The sequence below is a fragment of the Glutamicibacter sp. NPDC087831 genome (assembly GCF_044742845.1).
In the GTDB taxonomy this organism is placed as follows: domain Bacteria; phylum Actinomycetota; class Actinomycetes; order Actinomycetales; family Micrococcaceae; genus Glutamicibacter.
On record NZ_JBIUVH010000003.1, the window covers coordinates 267,538 to 283,559 of the forward strand.

Here is a 16,022-nt window from a genome sequence, read left to right on the forward strand (position 1 = left end):
TTAGCACTGACGGGTTCTCATAAATAGTGCGTTTTGCTCTAATTCCAAAAACACCATTGTGCATCCTGCCTTGCGTGAGTAGCATCACATTAAGCGGTGTTTGTGAATGAAAACCCGCAACCGACTACGTGAGAGTAAGGATGCCGATCGTGTCCACACAGCACATTGACGTAGCCGCCGGATGCCTACCCACGCATCAGCTGCTGAACGTCGACGGGAAACGAATCCCGGACGAAGAACTTGACCATTATCTGAAGGACCTCAAAGAAGCGGACCTTGCAGATTTCCTTCGCGACATGGTGGTCCTGCGCCGCATGGACAATGAAGCCACCGCATTGCAGCGCCAGGGCCAGCTAGGACTCTGGGCCCCGTTGCTCGGCCAGGAGGCCGCACAAATCGGCTCGGTCCGCGCCACCGAAGCGGATGACTTCATTTTCCCTTCCTACCGCGAGCATGGCGTCGCATGGGCCAGGGGAGTGAAAGCAGAAGATCTGCTCAGCGTGTGGCGCGGGGCCCAGGCCAGCGGCTGGGATCCGAATGAAGTCAATATTGCTTGCCAGCAGATTGTCATTGGCTCCCAGGCTTTGCACGCAGCCGGATACGGAATGGGAATCAAATTCGACGGGGGCAAGCAAGTTTCTGTGGCCTACTTTGGCGATGGCGCCACCAGCCAGGGCGACGTGAGCGAAGCCATGGTCTTCGCCGCCAGCTACCAGGCGCCAGTGCTGTTCTTCTGCCAGAACAACCAGTGGGCCATTTCCGAACCAGTCCACCTGCAAAGCCGCACCCAGATTGCCGACCGTGCCCACGGCTTCGGGCTGAAGACCTGGCGGGTGGATGGCAATGACATCCTTGCAGTCTACGCAGCCACCAAGGCCGCCCTGAATCACGCGCGCAACGGCCTGGGCCCAACCTTCATTGAAGCGGTCACCTATCGCATGGGGTCGCACACCACCGCCGATGATCCAACCCGCTACCGCAAGAGCGAGCAGCTCGAAGAGTGGAAAGCCAAGGACCCTATCGACCGCCTGGTGAAGTACCTGCATGAGATGGGTGCCGATGTGCAGTCCTACGAGCAGCGTGCCCAGAACGCAGCCGATGATCTGGCCGCGAAGCTTCGCGCCGCGATCACCACCATGGAGGACCCCAAGGTGGAAGAGCTGTTCACCAATGTATATGCCGAGAAGCACGAACCAACCGAACGCGCAGCCAAGAACTATCTGGACTACTTGGCAGATTTTGAAGGTGGAGAGTAACTGTGGCAACCACCATGCTCAAGGCGCTGAACAAGTCGCTGCACGATGCCCTGGACGAGGACGAGAAAGTCATCCTGCTTGGTGAAGACATCGGAACCCTCGGGGGCGTCTTCCGGGTCACCGATGGCCTGAAATCCAAATTCGGCGAGCACCGCGTCGTCGATACCCCGCTGGCAGAATCCGGCATTGTCGGCAGCGCCATCGGCCTGGCCTACCGAGGCTATCGCCCAGTAGTGGAGATCCAGTTTGACGGCTTCACCTACCCGGCCTTTGACCAGCTAGTATCCCAGCTGGCTAAATTGCATTACCGTTCCCGGGGCCGTGTGAAGATGCCGGTGACAGTTCGAATTCCCTACGGCGGAGGAATCGGTTCACCGGAGCACCACTCCGAATCGCCGGAAGCATATTTCGCCCACACCGCCGGTCTGCGCGTCTTCGCGCCTTCAAGTGTCGAAGATGCCTATAGCATGTTGCGCCAGGCCATCGATTGCGATGATCCGGTCATCTTCTTCGAGCCGAAGCGCCGCTACCACGAGAAAAGCACAGCTGAACTTCTGGCTCCAACGCCAGACGGATCGCCAAAGGCCAAGATCATCCGACCCGGTGAAGATGTCACCGTGGTCGGCTATGGCCCGACCACCTACACCTTGGTGGATGCGGCCAAGGCCGCAGAAGATGAAGGCACCAGTCTGGAGGTCATCGACCTGCGCACCTTGGATCCGTTGGATATCGACACCGTGGTCGAATCCGTCAAGCGCACCGGCAAGCTGGTTGTAGTCCATGAAGCCAGCCGCACCAGCGGTATCGGTGCAGAAATCTGTGCCGAAATCACCGAGCGCTGCTTCGACTATCTGGAGCACGCCCCATTGCGCGTCACCGGATTCGATATTCCGTATCCGCCATCGCGGCTCGAAAGCCACCACCTGCCCGATTTGGATCGAGTGATGCACGCGGTCGATACCGTGATGCGCCACAACGAGGCAACCGAAGGAGCTGCCAAGTGATGACCGCCCACACATTCAAACTCCCGGACCTCGGCGAAGGGCTCACCGAGTCCGAGGTGCTGAATTGGAAAATCAAGGTTGGCGAGCATGTTGCGCTCAACCAGATCATTGCCGAAGTTGAAACCGCCAAGGCAGTGGTTGAACTGCCCTCGCCGTATGCCGGCTTCGTTCAGGCTCTGCATGCCACCGAAGGTGAAACAGTGCAGGTTGGCGGTCCGCTGGTCACTTTTGATCAGGAGCCAGGCGCTTCCGGCGGGCAGCCGCCAGCAGCAGGTCCCGGAAATCATGGGGAAAGTGCGGCCGTCGAGCGCACCCCAACCCTCGTTGGCTACGGTGCCCCGGCAGACACCGGCAACCGTCCAACGCGAAAAGCTCGTGGCTCCCGCAACGGGGGAGCGGCGCAATTGGCGGAACCAGTTGCATCCGCACCGGATGCCGCGCCGGCCAGTCCTGAGCGCGAACAACATGAGACGACTCGATGCACACCGCCCGTACGCAAGCTGGCACGCGATCATGGAGTCGATATTTCGGCGCTCGCCGGCAGCGGCGAGGGTGGGCTGGTGCTGCGTAGGGATGTTCAGCAGGCCATCGATTCCGTAGGTACCAGCACCTCATCGGCAAGGGGAAATGAGCCAGCGTCCTCGCCGGATGTGGACCGCCATGTGAAGATCACCGCCGTCCGCAGAGCCACAGCCAAAGCGATGGTGCAGTCGGCGTTTACTGCACCGCATGCCACCGAGTTCCTCACTATTGACGTCACCGAATCCATGGCGTTGGTGGAAAGAATGCGTTCGCATCGCTTGCTGAAGGACCGGAAACTCAACATCACAACGTTGGCGGCGCTCGTGGTGACGAGATTGCTGAAGACTTATCCTGCGCTGAACTCGACGTGGGATGAAAAGGCTGACGAAATCATTGAGTTCGGGTCAGTGAATCTGGGCATGGCTGTGGCAAGTGACCGCGGCTTGCTGGTTCCGGTGCTGAAAAATGCCCAAGCCAAGACGTTGCCCGTATTGGCAACTGAACTCAGCGAGATTATTCTCCAGGGCCGCGAAGGAACGTTGTCACCAGCCCAATTGACCGGTGGCACATTCTCCATTACCAATGTGGGGGTTTTCGGCGTGGATGCCGGGACCCCGATTCTACCTCCGGGGCAGGCTGGAATCCTGGCATTAGGCCAAGTGAAACGAAGGCCTTGGGAATACCAAGACCAAGTTGCCCTTCGCCATACCATGACTTTGGCTTTGTCCTTCGATCACAGAGTGGTTGACGGCAAGGAAGCAAGCGAGTTCCTCGCAGGTGTCGGCTCGGTATTGGAAGACCCCGGAATGATGAATATTTTTATTTGAGCTTAAATAAAAACTGACCCGGCTGAAGTTATTTCAGTCGGGTGAGTAACCCGACTTCAAGCATTGCTTTCATGACTATTCATTGGTTGTTTCGCAATGTTTGATGTAATCTCATTCACTACGTGCTATAGCTCACGCTTGCCTGCACGGCTCTGCGAAATGCAGAAGCAGCAACGATCTGTTGAGGAGAAATAGGATGCGATACTCGCACGCATCTAAGGCTGTCGTTTTATCTGCAGCCTTGGCGCTGACCCTGTCCGCTTGTGGCGGCGGTTCAAATGAAACCGCCGGTGGCGAAGGTGACGGCTCGTACGTCGTCACCGCAAACACCACCGAACCGCAGAATGGCCTTCTGCCGGCTAACACCAACGAAGTTGGCGGCGGCCGCGTAATGGACCTGATCTTCACCGGTTTGGTCAGCTATGACGCAAAGGGCGCTCCGGTCAATGAACTCGCTGAGTCCATCGAAACCGAAGACTCCCAGAACTACACCATCAAGCTGAAGGCCGGACATACCTTCTCGGATGGTTCCCCAGTAACTGCTGCTTCGTTCGTGGATGCCTGGAACTTCGGCGCCGCGGCAAAGAACGCACAGCTGAACTCGTACTTCTTCGAATCCATCAAGGGCTTCGATGAGGTCAACAAGGAAGGCTCCAAGAAGGAAGAGATGGAAGGCCTGAAGGTAGTGGATGACACCACCTTCACCGTCGAGCTGTCCCAGCCTGAGTCCGACTTCCCGCTGCGCTTGGGCTACACGGCGTTCATGCCGTTGCCTGAAGCGGCCTTCGAAGATCCAAAGGCCTTTGGCGAAAAGCCAATCGGCAACGGCCCATACACGTTGACCGAGTGGAACCACGATGTGAACCTGAAGCTGGACGTCAACGAGAGCTACGACGGTCCACGCAAGGCGGCTAACGCCGGCATCGACTTCAAGGTCTACCAGTCCACCGACTCGGCGTACAGCGATCTGCAGTCCAACAACTTGGACGTCCTCGACCAGATCCCGCCAAGCCAGCTGGCTTCCTACGAGTCTGACCTGGGCGATCGTTCAGTCAACTCGCCATATGCCGGCAACGCAACCATCACCATCCCGGGCTACCTGGACCACTTCAAGCAGGACGAAGAGGGCAACCTGCGCCGTGCCGCGATCTCCCGTGCCATTGACCGCCAGCTGATCATCGACAAGGTGTACCAGGGTGGCAAGGTCAAGGCCGATGACTTCACCGCACCAGTGCTCGAAGGCTACAGCGCCGACGTTCCAGGCAGCGAAGTCCTCGACTTCGACGGGGCTGAAGCCAAGAAGCTGTGGGAAGAGGCTGATGAAATCAGTAAGTGGGAGTCCGGCGATGAATTCTCTGTCGGCTACAACGTTGATGGCGCGGGCAACAAGGAATACGTCGAAGCTGTCGTCAACCAGCTGAAGAGCAACCTGGGCATCAACGCAGTGGCTCAGCCATTCTCTTCATTCAAGGAATTGCGCGAGAAGGTCACCAGCTACAAGATGACCGGTGCATTCCGTACCGGTTGGCAGGCCGACTACCCGTCGCTGTACAACTTCCTTGGTCCACTATTTGGCACCGGGGCCGGTTCGAATGACGGCAAGTACTCCAGCAAGGAATTCGATGACAAGCTGGCCGAAGGCCTGTCTGCCACGGATCCGGCCGAGGGTGCAAAGATCTTCAACGAAGCACAGGAGATCCTGTTCAAGGATTTGCCGGCCATCCCTCTGTGGTACCAAGCAGTCCAGGGTGGTTGGAGCGAAAACGTGGATAACGTCGAGTTCGGGTGGAACGGTGTTCCTATGTACCAGCAAATCACTGGCAAATAAGTTTCCTTCAGCATTCGGCCTAATCAGAGCGAATAGAAGCTGAAAACTCGTCAAGGGAGATCCGAGCAGCTCAGGGTCTCCCTTTGGCGTGTCCGTCCTGCCTCGCAAAAATAAACGTCGAGATATTTATCGACGGAAAGAGGATGAAAATGGCCCTGTGCCCTCATGTGTCTCGAGGTGAGATGCAAGCATGTTAAGTTTTACCCTGAAGCGAATCGTGCAGCTGATTCCGGTGTTCATCGGAGCTACGCTGCTGGTGTACTTCCTGGTTTTCGCAACACCGGGTAACCCCATCGCCGCACTTTCCGGTGGCAAGCCAATGAGCCCCGCTACCGAAGCGGCCCTGACCGCACAATACAACTTGGATAAGCCTTTCTGGGTCCAATATGGCCTGTACCTGAAGAATCTGGTGACCTTGGATCTGGGAACCTCGTTCTCCGGCCAGGAAGTTCGAGACTTGCTGGCTCGGGCATTCCCTGTCACCGCACGCCTGGCGATCCTCGCGTTGTTGATCGAATCTGTCTTCGGCATCATCTTCGGCGTCATCGCCGGCATGCGCAAGGGCAAATTGTTCGACTCGACCGTCCTGATCGCATCGCTGCTGGTCATCGCAGTTCCAACCTTCGTACTGGGCTTCCTGCTCCAGTACGTGGTCGGAGTCAAGCTCGAATGGGCAAAGCCAACCGTTTCCGGTTCGGCAACCTGGGGCGAACTGATCCTGCCGGCCTTGGTCCTGGGACTCGTTTCTCTGGCTTACGTTTTGCGACTGACGCGTACCTCCATCATTGAGAACAAAACCGCTGACTATGTGCGCACCGCAACTGCCAAGGGCCTGAGCCGCAACCGCGTTGTCACCGTGCACATCTTGCGCAACTCGCTGATTCCAGTCGTGACCTACCTTGGCGCCGACTTGGGCGCACTCATGGGCGGCGCCATTGTTACCGAGGGTATCTTCAATGTCCCCGGTGTCGGCCACTTGCTCTACCAGGCAATCCAGAAGGGCGAAACCCCGACGGTGGTTGCCGTTGTAGGCGTCTTGGTGATCGTCTTCGTGATCGCCAACCTGATCGTGGATATGCTGTACGCACTGCTTGACCCAAGGATCCGTTATGCCTGAGAACCAGAACTTTAATCCCGAAGACGGCCTTCCCATCCGAAACACCCGTGCCGGCAAAGTTTCCAAGTACAAAATTGAGCACTACGTGGCCCCATTGGAGGAGACTCCGCTGCAGGCGGTGGATTCTGTCAAGGAAACCGGCAAGCCATTGTCCATGTGGGCTGAAGCATGGCGTTCACTGCGCAAGCAGCCGCTGTTCATCATCTCCACGCTTCTGATCATCGCCGTCATGGTTGTAGCTGCGTTCCCGCAGCTGTTCACGTCCATTGATCCGACTGGCAACCAGGCATGCTTGCTGGAAAATTCCAATGAGCCAGCACGCCAGGGACATATCATGGGCTTCAACCTGCAGGGTTGCGACATCTACGCCCGTACGATCTACGGCACGCGTGCTTCGCTGCTCGTAGGCGTATTCACTACCCTCATCGTGGTGCTGCTCGGCGGTGCCATTGGCGCGCTGGCAGGCTACTACGGCGGCTGGATCGACACCATCCTGGCTCGTCTGGGCGATATCTTCTTCGCGCTGCCGCTGATCCTCGGAGCCATCATCGTGATGCAGCTTCCTGCCTTCCGTGAAAACCGAAGCGTTTGGACGGTTATCATCACCCTTGCGATCTTCGGCTGGCCGCAGCTGGCACGCATTACCCGCGGCGCAGTGATCGAGGCCCGCAACGCGGACTTCGTGAAGGCCTCGCGCGCGTTGGGCCTGTCCAAGTTCAGCGCTTTGGTCAAGCACGTCATCCCGAACTCGTTGGCACCGATCATTGTTGTTGCCACGGTGAACCTCGGCGTATACATCGTTGCCGAGGCCACGCTGTCCTTCCTGGGCGTCGGGCTTCCGCCAGACGTCATGAGCTGGGGCAACGATATTTCCTCCGCACGTACCCAGCTGCGCAATAACCCGACCATGCTGATGTGGCCAGCACTGTTCCTTTCGGTAACGGTATTGAGCTTCATCATGCTCGGCGATGCAGTGCGCGACGCACTGGATCCGAAGGCCCGGAAGGGAGCCTAAGCAATGACTCAGAGTGCAACTCCCAAGCCTCTGCTGGAAGTCAAGGACCTGGCGATCACTTTCTCCACTCCTGACGGTCCAGTGCACGCAGTGCGCGACGCCAACTTCACCGTGATGCCCGGGGAAACCGTGGCCATCGTGGGCGAGTCCGGTTCCGGCAAGTCAACTTCGGCACTGGCTGCTATCGGCCTGTTGGCCGGCAACGGCAAGGTCTCATCCGGCCAGATTCTTTTTGACGGCGAGGACATCGCCCAAGCGAGCGAAAAGCGATTCGTAGAGCTGCGCGGCAACCATATTGGCATGGTTCCGCAGGATCCGATGTCCAACTTGAACCCGGTCTGGAAGATCGGGTTCCAGGTCAAGGAAACCCTGAAAGCCAACGGCTTGGCGGGGGATAACCCGAACAAGCGTGTAGCCCAGGTCTTGGCCGATGCAGGTTTGCCCGATCCGGAGACGCGTGCGAGGCAGTACCCGCACGAATTCTCCGGTGGCATGCGTCAGCGTGCGCTGATCGCCATTGGCCTGGCCTGCCGCCCGCGCCTGCTGATTGCCGATGAGCCAACCAGCGCACTGGACGTCACCGTGCAGCAGCAGATCCTGGACCATCTGGACACCATGACCAGTGAACTGGGCACCGCCGTGCTGCTGATTACCCACGACCTGGGCTTGGCAGCAGAGCGTGCCGAGAAGGTCGTCGTGATGTACAAGGGGCGTGTCGTCGAATATGGCCCAGCGCTGGAGATTCTGCGCAACCCCAAGCACCCGTACACCCAGCGCCTGATCAACTCGGCTCCATCGTTGTCAGCACAGCGTGGAGACAAGCACGAGGCGATTGTTGATGAGGTAATTCCGGGCAAGGCCGAGCCGCTGCTGAAGGTCAGCAACCTGACGAAGGTCTTCGATATCCGCAAGGGGTTCGGCAAGAAGGAGAAGTTCACCGCGGTGGACAACGTGTCCTTCGAGATCCCCAAGGGCACCACCACCGCCGTGGTAGGCGAGTCCGGTTCCGGCAAGTCCACCATCGCCCAGATGGTGCTCAACCTGTTGGACAAGACCGAGGGCGAGATCATCTTTGATGGCGAACAGATTGGCAACCTGAGCGAGAAGCACTTGTTCAAGTACCGCCGACGTGTCCAGCCGATTTTCCAGGATCCGTACGGATCCTTGGATCCGATGTACTCGATATTCCGAACCATCGAAGAACCACTGCGCATTCACGGTATTGGTAACGCGGCATCACGGGAGAAGAAGGTCAAGGAACTGCTGGATCAGGTTTCCATGCCGGCATCCACCATGCACCGCTTCCCGAACGAGCTGTCCGGCGGACAGCGCCAGCGCATCGCGATCGCGCGTGCTCTGGCCTTGCAGCCGGAAATGATCGTTTGCGATGAGGCTGTTTCGGCGTTGGACGTGCTGGTGCAGGCCCAGGTGCTTGAGCTGCTTGATGAGCTGCAACGCGAAATGGGCCTTACCTACCTGTTCATTACCCACGACCTGGCTGTAGTCCGCCAGATCGCGGACAACGTATGCGTGATGGAACACGGAAAGATCGTCGAACAGGGAACGACGGACGAGATTTTCGATGCGCCAAAGAGTGCATATACCCGCAACCTGCTGGCTGCGATCCCTGGAGCTTCGCTGATCTAGCAGCTCGGAAATCCGCTGAATGGGACGGTGAAACCGTAAGGTTTCACCGTCCCATTCTGCGCTTAACCTGAGCTCAAGCAACGTCATATTCAACGAATATTTCAGATTTAATCAATCTGAAACAAACGTTGCAAAAATGTTATAAATCACTCCGCGAGTCAACATGCACGAAACAGTTGCCCGATTGATTTTTCCCAATCTGAAAGAAATCCTTGAAATCTCGGGGATGTGAGCTGGATCTCGTAAACCCGCGGGTAACAAGCGCGTTGCGAATGACTCTCAGGGGGAGGACTGCAGCAATATCTGAAGCGCTTCTTTCTATATCCAAGCCAGAAAATTCGGGTTAGTCTATTGCTCAATGGACTGATCATGTGATCTGGTCCACATTGGATCCCCCGATCCAGCACTCGTATCGTTCAAGAACTCAAGGAGGCGAAATGCGGTTTCAGCGCGTTTCGAAAGCAGTAGCTGTAGGCGCAGCACTGGCCCTGGCCCTTTCGGCTTGTGCACCAGGCGGCGGAGACACAGGCGCCGATGCATCAAAGGATGCTGGCGCAGGTGGCGGCAACGGTTCGGCAGAAGCAGCAAACAGCGGCAAAGCCGATCTGGGTGATATCAAGACTGCCGAAGACAATATCAACGTCACCGTAGGTGCCCCGGAATTCCTGAGCTACAACGGCTTTACTCCGAACACCTATTCCACCTACAACTCGGCCATCGTGGACCGGATGTTCGCTGGGTTCAGCTACTTCGGTACTGACGGCACGCTGTACCCCAACGAGGCCTTGGGCAGCTATGAGAAGGTGAGCGACGATCCGCTCACCATCAAGTACACCATCAATGAAGAAGCCAAATGGTCCGATGGCACGCCGATCACCGTAGCCGACTCCGTGCTGGCATGGGCAGTGCAGAACCTGAACCTCAACGAAGGTTCCAAGGACAAGCCGCTGTTCAACTCGGTCTCAGTTGATCTCGGCGACACTGTTCCAGCTGGTCCGCAGGGCGACTGGGATGGCAAGGAATTCACTGTTGAATTCGCCGAGCCTGATCCGGACTGGGCCCTCCAGTCCTGGATGCTCCACCCAGCACATGTGGTGGCCGAAGAGTCGGGCATGAGCACCGAAGAGCTCGTCAAAGCCATTCTCGCTGGGGAATCCGACAAGCTGAAGAAGGCTGCCGATTTCTGGAACGAAGGCTGGATGACTGACCCGGGCAAGCTGCCCGATGAGAAGATCTCGCCTGTATCCGGCCCCTACAAGCTGGGTAGCTGGAAAGCTGGAGAGTCCGTAACCCTGGTTGCCAACGAGAACTACTATGGCCCCGCGCCTGCAACCAAGGAACTGACCTTCCGCTTCCTTGAAGACGCAAGCATGGTCCAGGCATTGCAGAATAAAGACGTTGACGTCATTAACCCGCAGCCCACCGTTGATACGCTCGCGCAGCTGGAGAATCTTGGCGACGCTGTAGCAATCCAGAAGGGCGACACCCTGACCTGGGAGCACCTTGACTTCAACTTCGCCAAGGGCAACGAAATGACCAATCTGGAACTGCGCAAGGCCTTTGCCATGTGTGTTCCACGTCAGCAGATTGTTGACAACCTGATCAAGCCGCTGAACCCTGACGCCATCGTGATGAACTCCCGCGAAGTCTTCCCGTTCCAGGATAACTACCAGGAAGTAGTGGAAGCATCCTACGACGGCCGCTACGACCAGGTTGATATCGAAGGCGCCAAGAAGATCCTCGAAGAGCAGGACGCTGTGGGTACCGAAGTACGCATCGGCTACTCGGCACCTAATGAACGCCGCGCCAACCAGGTCTCGGCCATCAAGTCCTCCTGCGATGAAGCGGGCTTCAAGATCGAGGACACCGGTTCGGCTGACTTCTTCTCGCCAAACGGTGCGCAAGACCGTGGCGACTACGAAGTAGCACTGTTCGCTTGGGCAGGTTCCGGCCAGATCAGTTCCGGCCAGAACATCTACGCCACCGGCAAGCCGCAGAACTTCGGCCAGTACTCGAACGCTGAAGTCGATGCAGCATGGGCGACCCTGGCAAGCTCGCTGGACCCGGCTGTCCATGCCGAGCAGACCAAGAAGATCGAGAAGCTGTTGTGGGATGACCTGTTCGGCATCCCGGTATTCGCCCACCCAGGCTTGAGCGCCTCGGGTTCGGATATCCAAAATGTCCGTCACACCGCAACGCAGGACCAGATCGTCTGGAACGCCGAGCAGTGGGTACGTGCTGAGTAATTGCCCCTAGGCAACGTACTTGCACAATGTGAGTGAGCACATGTGGGGCCCGATCAAAAATCGGGCCCCGCAGTGTGTTCAAAGGTCCCCAACCTCAAGGGCCGGCTCACTTCCGTGAGATGAAAGTAGGACATTACAACCGTGTGGAAATTTATCGCCAAGAGACTAGGCTCAGCACTTGCCGTGCTGTTCGCCGCATCGCTCTTGCTCTACGTACTGGTAATCAATTCAGGTGACCCGCTCAAGGACCTCCGCGAAAGCAACGCGGATAACCGCGAGTACTTGATGGCCCAGCGTGTGGAATACATGAACCTGGATGCACCCTGGTACGGACGCTACTGGGACTGGCTGACCGGCGCCAGCAAATGCCTGATTGGCCAATGCGACCTGGGACAGAATATCAACGGCGTAGAGGTCTCCGGCTTGCTGGCCAACGCCGCATCGTCCACCTTGCGGCTGGTAGTGCTCGCTACGGTGATCGCCGCGGTTCTGGGTATCGCCATTGGCGTTTTGACTGCAATCCGCCAGTACTCCGGCCTGGATTACATCGTTACCTTCATGACCTTCCTCTTCTTCTCGCTTCCCGTCTTCTGGGCAGCTGTGCTGCTCAAGGAGTACCTGGCAATCAGCTACAACGACTGGCTGGCGGATCCGCAGATATCCCTGGGGTCATCCATAGCCATAGGCATCGTCGTCGGACTCGTCCTGCAGATGTTCCTCGGGGGCTCCTTGAAGCGCCGTGGCATCACCTTCATAGCTGCCGCTGTTTTCGTCCCGCTGGTGCTGCAGTACAGCATTTGGCTGAATTTCTACCGCTACCCGCAAATGGGCCCCGCAATCATCATCGTGCTGACGGCACTCGTGGCCTTGAGCGCCACTGCCATGAGCGTTGGCCTGAAGGAAAAGCGCGTGCTGTACCCGGCGCTGATTACCGTCGTGCTGGTCTTGGCCATGTACTACGCGACCTTCTACATGCTGCTGGAACCAAACGCATGGATCCTCTTGTTCGGATTGGTCCTCGCGGTAGCCATTCCGGCAGTAGTCGGGCGCTTCATGGGCGGCCGCTTGCGCAAAGCAGCGATGTCCGTCTCCGTAGCCACCGGTGTTGTCGGTGCAGGATTGACCGTTGTCGATCACATGTTCCGCGCTTGGCCTGGTTTCCTGGATGTCAAGGGTCGCCCCATCGCGACCATCGGGTCGTCCACTGCTAACCTCGAAGGCGGTTTCTGGGATCACTTCCTGGATAACGGCACCCAGTTGCTGATGCCGACCATCCTGCTTGCAGTGATTTCTTTGGCTAGCTACTCGCGCTACACGCGTTCTTCCATGCTCGAAGTGCAGCGCCAGGACTACATCCGCACCGCCCGTTCCAAGGGATTGAGCGAACGCACCGTGATTTTCCGGCACGCGTTCCGCAACGCGATGATCCCCATCGCCACCATTGCAGCCTTCGACTTCGCCGGCCTGATCGGCGGTGCCGTGATTACCGAGCGCGTCTTCGGCTGGAAGGGCATGGGCGAAATGTTCGCAACCGGCCTGGATCATGTCGACCCGGCACCTGTGATGGCGTTCTTCCTGGTTACCGGTACCGCCGCAATCATCTTCAACTTGCTGGCGGATATCGTTTACGCCCTGCTTGACCCACGAATCCGAGTCTAGGAGGCATGGACCAATGAACATCCTTCATGCCTGCAACCCTAAGGACCAGCGATGAGCACCCCGAACAAGAACTTGAACGAGAACGAGCCGCAGAACCTGAATTCCGTGGCCGAGGTGGAAGACGCCAAGCTGGCCCAAATCCACGAAAAGCCGAAGAGCCAGGGACGCATTGTTCTCGAGCGCTTCGTCAGCCACAAGCCGGCGATGATTTCCGCGGTGATCCTGGTCGTCATCACCGTTTTCGCTTTCAGCTCCATTGGCTGGGGACCGATCCCCGGCTGGTGGGGACAGAACTTCTACCACGCTGGTGCCGTTGTGGATGGCGGCAAACCGACCTTGAGCCTGGTCCCCGCCTGGCTCGGCGGCGAAGGCATCCGCATCGGCGAGCACCCCTTCGGGCAGGACTCGGTCGGCAAGGACTACTTCGCCCTGGTCATGAACGGCACGCAGAAGTCCATCATTATCGGCGTTGTGGTTGGCTTGGTCGCCACTGTCCTGGGAACCGTCATCGGTGCTGTTGCCGGCTACTTCCGCGGATGGGTCGACGAAATCCTGATGCGCATCACTGACCTGTTCATCGTGATCCCATTGCTGGTCCTGGCCGCTGTTCTGGGCAAGATGGCTGGTGCATCCACCGGTTCCATCATCATCCTGGCCCTCGTGCTCGGCCTGGTGACCTGGACCGGCTTGGCCCGACTGGTGCGCGGTGAAATCCTTTCGCTGCGCGAACGCGAATACGTTGCTGCCGCCCAGGCCATGGGTTCGAAGACCAGCCGCGTGATCTTCAAGCACCTGATCCCCAACACCATGGGCGTGATCATCGTGAACGCAACCTTCGCGATCGCTGGCGCGATCCTGCTGGAGTCCTCGCTGTCCTACCTGGGCTTCGGCGTGAAGGCTCCAGAATCCTCGCTGGGCCTGCTGATCAGCCAGTACCAGAACGCCTTCACCACCCGCCCGTATTTGTTCTGGTGGCCAGGCATGATCATCGTTACCATCGCCCTGTCGGTGAACTTCTTGGGTGACGGCTTGCGCGATGCGTTCGACCCGCGCCAAATCGGAAAGAAGCGCCGCCGCCGCGCCGGCCTGTTCGCCCTTCCAACCCGCAAGGAGAAGCCATGAGCCACGCAGCACCAATGAACGAACAAGGCTCAGACGGCTACGCGCTGAGCTTCACCGACCTCAACGTCGTCTTTGCCACCGGTGGTGCAGACGTCCACGCAGTCAAGGGCTTGTCCTTGACCGTCCGCCCCGGGCAGGTCGTGGCGCTGGTTGGCGAGTCCGGTTCCGGCAAGTCCGTCACCTCAACTGCGGCGATGGGCCTGCTGCCGGAAAACGCCAATGTCTCAGGTGTCGCCAAGGTCGGCAACGTCAACGTGGTTGGCCTGGACGAAGGCAAGCTGCGCAAGATGCGTGCCACCGACATCGCGATGGTCTTCCAGGAGCCCATGACTGCGCTGAACCCGGTGCTGACCATTGAGCGGCAGTTGACTGAAGCGCTGGAACTGCACGACATCGCCTATGGCAAGGAAGCAACCGACCGGGCCATCGAGCTGCTGGACATGGTGGGCATCCCGGATCCCGCCAAGCGCGTCAAGCAGTACCCGCACCAGTTTTCCGGCGGCCAGCGCCAGCGTATCGTCATTGCCATGGCGATATCCTGCGATCCCAAGGTGATCATCGCCGATGAGCCAACCACCGCACTGGATGTAACGGTGCAGGCAGAAATTCTCGATCTGCTGCGCGAGCTCAAGGATCGACTGAATACCGGCATCTTGCTGATCACCCACAACATGGGTGTTGTCGCGGATATGGCCGATGAAGTGGCCGTGATGTTCCAGGGCAACCTCGTCGAGACCGGCACCGTGGAGCAAGTTCTGCTGCGCCCGGAACATCCATACACCCAGCGTCTGCTGGCCGCGGTACCGCGCTTGTCTGCTCCGGCTGTTACTACTGCGACGCCCCCGCACAGCTCCGAAACTGCGCCTCCAGGACGCGAGCTGGTGCTGGAAGCCAAGGACCTCGTGCTGGAATACGACATGCGGGGAAAGATCTTCCGCGCCGTGGAAGAGGTGAGCTTCGATATTGCCAAGGGCGAAGTCCTAGGCATTGTGGGCGAGTCCGGCTCTGGCAAATCCACCATCGCCAAGGCGGTGCTCGGCTTGTTGCCTGTGGCTAGCGGCAGCTTGTCGGTCCAGGGCCATGATCTGCCGAAACTTTCCCCGAAGGAAGCCCGTGCGGTTCGCAAGAAAATCGGCGTCATCTTCCAGGACCCGGCAGCATCCTTGAACCCGCGTTTCCCTATTGGCGATTGCATCACCGAACCAATGGTGGTTCACAAGGTTGGCAGCAAAGCAGGGCGCATCAAGCGTGCTGAAGAACTGCTCGATGCGGTGAAGCTGCCGCGCAACGTGATCAACCGATACCCCCACGAGCTCTCAGGCGGCCAGCGTCAACGTGTTTGCATTGCTCGCGCGTTGACCTTGAACCCCGAGCTGCTGATTGCCGATGAGCCAACTAGTGCTTTGGATGTTTCGGTTCAGGCAGTCGTATTGGAAATGCTGCAGGACCTGCAACGGGACTTCAACTTCGCGTGCCTCTTTGTCAGCCATGATCTGGCTGTCGTTGACATGCTGGCTGATGCGGTCGTAGTGATGCAGTCAGGCAGGGCGGTTGAGCAGGGCATGGTGGATACCGTGCTGCATGCCCCAACGCACGACTACACCAAACGCCTGTTGGCCGCGGCTCCGGTGCCGGATCCGCATGAGCAGGCAGTACGCCGTGAGGCTTGGCGCTTGCTGAACAGCACGAAGTAGATGCTGAGCTGAACGACGAATAAGGGGGCTCGTTTCCAGATCTTTCACTGGAAGCGGGCCCCTTCCGTCTGCCCGGGAGAGCTGG

Annotated in this window: 11 protein-coding genes; all 11 read left to right on the top strand. The window is 58.3% G+C overall.

The genetic code is table 11. From position 1 onward, the window contains the following. The first annotated feature begins 140 nt into the window (after nucleotides 1–140). The 11 genes from pdhA to ACIOJF_RS12105 all read left to right on the top strand — a co-directional run bounded on the left by pdhA (nucleotide 141) and on the right by ACIOJF_RS12105 (nucleotide 15,937). Nucleotides 141–1,256: a pyruvate dehydrogenase (acetyl-transferring) E1 component subunit alpha gene (gene pdhA, locus ACIOJF_RS12055; RefSeq protein ID WP_105661813.1), complete on the top strand. Its 1,116-nt coding sequence runs from the start codon at nucleotides 141–143 to the stop codon at nucleotides 1,254–1,256. Between the two features lie 14 nt (nucleotides 1,257–1,270). After that, nucleotides 1,271–2,260 carry an alpha-ketoacid dehydrogenase subunit beta gene (locus tag ACIOJF_RS12060; protein ID WP_402741707.1) on the top strand — a complete coding sequence of 330 codons (990 nt, stop codon included), beginning with the start codon at nucleotides 1,271–1,273 and terminating at the stop codon, nucleotides 2,258–2,260. Beyond that, nucleotides 2,260–3,609 (top strand): dihydrolipoamide acetyltransferase family protein, encoded by a 1,350-nt coding sequence (locus ACIOJF_RS12065; protein WP_105657252.1) that lies wholly within the window; start codon nucleotides 2,260–2,262, stop codon nucleotides 3,607–3,609. The genes ACIOJF_RS12060 and ACIOJF_RS12065 overlap by 1 nt, the downstream gene beginning before the upstream one ends. Before the next feature lie 196 nt (nucleotides 3,610–3,805). Beyond that, the gene (locus ACIOJF_RS12070) at nucleotides 3,806–5,437 is read left to right on the top strand and encodes an ABC transporter substrate-binding protein (RefSeq protein WP_402735551.1); all 1,632 of its coding nucleotides are present in this window, start codon (nucleotides 3,806–3,808) and stop codon (nucleotides 5,435–5,437) included. Nucleotides 5,438–5,627: 190 nt separating this feature from the next. Continuing rightward, entirely contained in the window at nucleotides 5,628–6,554 is a 927-nt protein-coding gene (locus ACIOJF_RS12075; RefSeq protein WP_105661816.1) for an ABC transporter permease, read from the top strand. Continuing rightward, nucleotides 6,547–7,569 carry an ABC transporter permease gene (locus ACIOJF_RS12080; RefSeq protein WP_286134595.1) on the top strand — a complete coding sequence of 341 codons (1,023 nt, stop codon included), beginning with the start codon at nucleotides 6,547–6,549 and terminating at the stop codon, nucleotides 7,567–7,569. Before ACIOJF_RS12075 ends, ACIOJF_RS12080 begins: the two co-directional genes overlap by 8 nt. A gap of 3 nt (nucleotides 7,570–7,572) precedes the next feature. Next, a complete protein-coding gene (locus ACIOJF_RS12085; protein ID WP_105657255.1) occupies nucleotides 7,573–9,216 on the top strand; it encodes an ABC transporter ATP-binding protein in 1,644 nt (547 codons plus the stop codon). Between the two features lie 437 nt (nucleotides 9,217–9,653). Further along, nucleotides 9,654–11,462, top strand: a complete 1,809-nt coding sequence (locus tag ACIOJF_RS12090; protein ID WP_402735552.1) for an ABC transporter family substrate-binding protein — start codon at nucleotides 9,654–9,656, stop codon at nucleotides 11,460–11,462. 141 nt (nucleotides 11,463–11,603) lie between these two features. Then, nucleotides 11,604–13,121, top strand: a complete 1,518-nt coding sequence (locus tag ACIOJF_RS12095; protein WP_105661818.1) for an ABC transporter permease — start codon at nucleotides 11,604–11,606, stop codon at nucleotides 13,119–13,121. Nucleotides 13,122–13,172: 51 nt separating this feature from the next. Further along, complete coding sequence (locus tag ACIOJF_RS12100; protein ID WP_105657258.1) at nucleotides 13,173–14,243, top strand: ABC transporter permease; 1,071 nt, start codon at nucleotides 13,173–13,175, stop codon at nucleotides 14,241–14,243. Further along, nucleotides 14,240–15,937: an ABC transporter ATP-binding protein gene (locus tag ACIOJF_RS12105; protein ID WP_402735553.1), complete on the top strand. Its 1,698-nt coding sequence runs from the start codon at nucleotides 14,240–14,242 to the stop codon at nucleotides 15,935–15,937. Before ACIOJF_RS12100 ends, ACIOJF_RS12105 begins: the two co-directional genes overlap by 4 nt. Nucleotides 15,938–16,022: the final 85 nt, after the last annotated feature.

Excerpts from the sequence above, each read along its gene's own strand:
- pdhA (WP_105661813.1), top strand. The coding sequence starts at position 141 with ATGCCGATCGTGTCCACACAGCACATTGACGTAGCCGCCGGATGCCTA.
- ACIOJF_RS12060 (WP_402741707.1), top strand. The coding sequence starts at position 1,271 with ATGCTCAAGGCGCTGAACAAGTCGCTGCACGATGCCCTGGACGAGGAC.
- ACIOJF_RS12065 (WP_105657252.1), top strand. The coding sequence starts at position 2,260 with ATGACCGCCCACACATTCAAACTCCCGGACCTCGGCGAAGGGCTCACC.
- ACIOJF_RS12070 (WP_402735551.1), top strand. The coding sequence starts at position 3,806 with ATGCGATACTCGCACGCATCTAAGGCTGTCGTTTTATCTGCAGCCTTG.
- ACIOJF_RS12075 (WP_105661816.1), top strand. The coding sequence starts at position 5,628 with ATGTTAAGTTTTACCCTGAAGCGAATCGTGCAGCTGATTCCGGTGTTC.
- ACIOJF_RS12080 (WP_286134595.1), top strand. The coding sequence starts at position 6,547 with ATGCCTGAGAACCAGAACTTTAATCCCGAAGACGGCCTTCCCATCCGA.
- ACIOJF_RS12085 (WP_105657255.1), top strand. The coding sequence starts at position 7,573 with ATGACTCAGAGTGCAACTCCCAAGCCTCTGCTGGAAGTCAAGGACCTG.
- ACIOJF_RS12090 (WP_402735552.1), top strand. The coding sequence starts at position 9,654 with ATGCGGTTTCAGCGCGTTTCGAAAGCAGTAGCTGTAGGCGCAGCACTG.
- ACIOJF_RS12100 (WP_105657258.1), top strand. The coding sequence starts at position 13,173 with ATGAGCACCCCGAACAAGAACTTGAACGAGAACGAGCCGCAGAACCTG.
- ACIOJF_RS12105 (WP_402735553.1), top strand. The coding sequence starts at position 14,240 with ATGAGCCACGCAGCACCAATGAACGAACAAGGCTCAGACGGCTACGCG.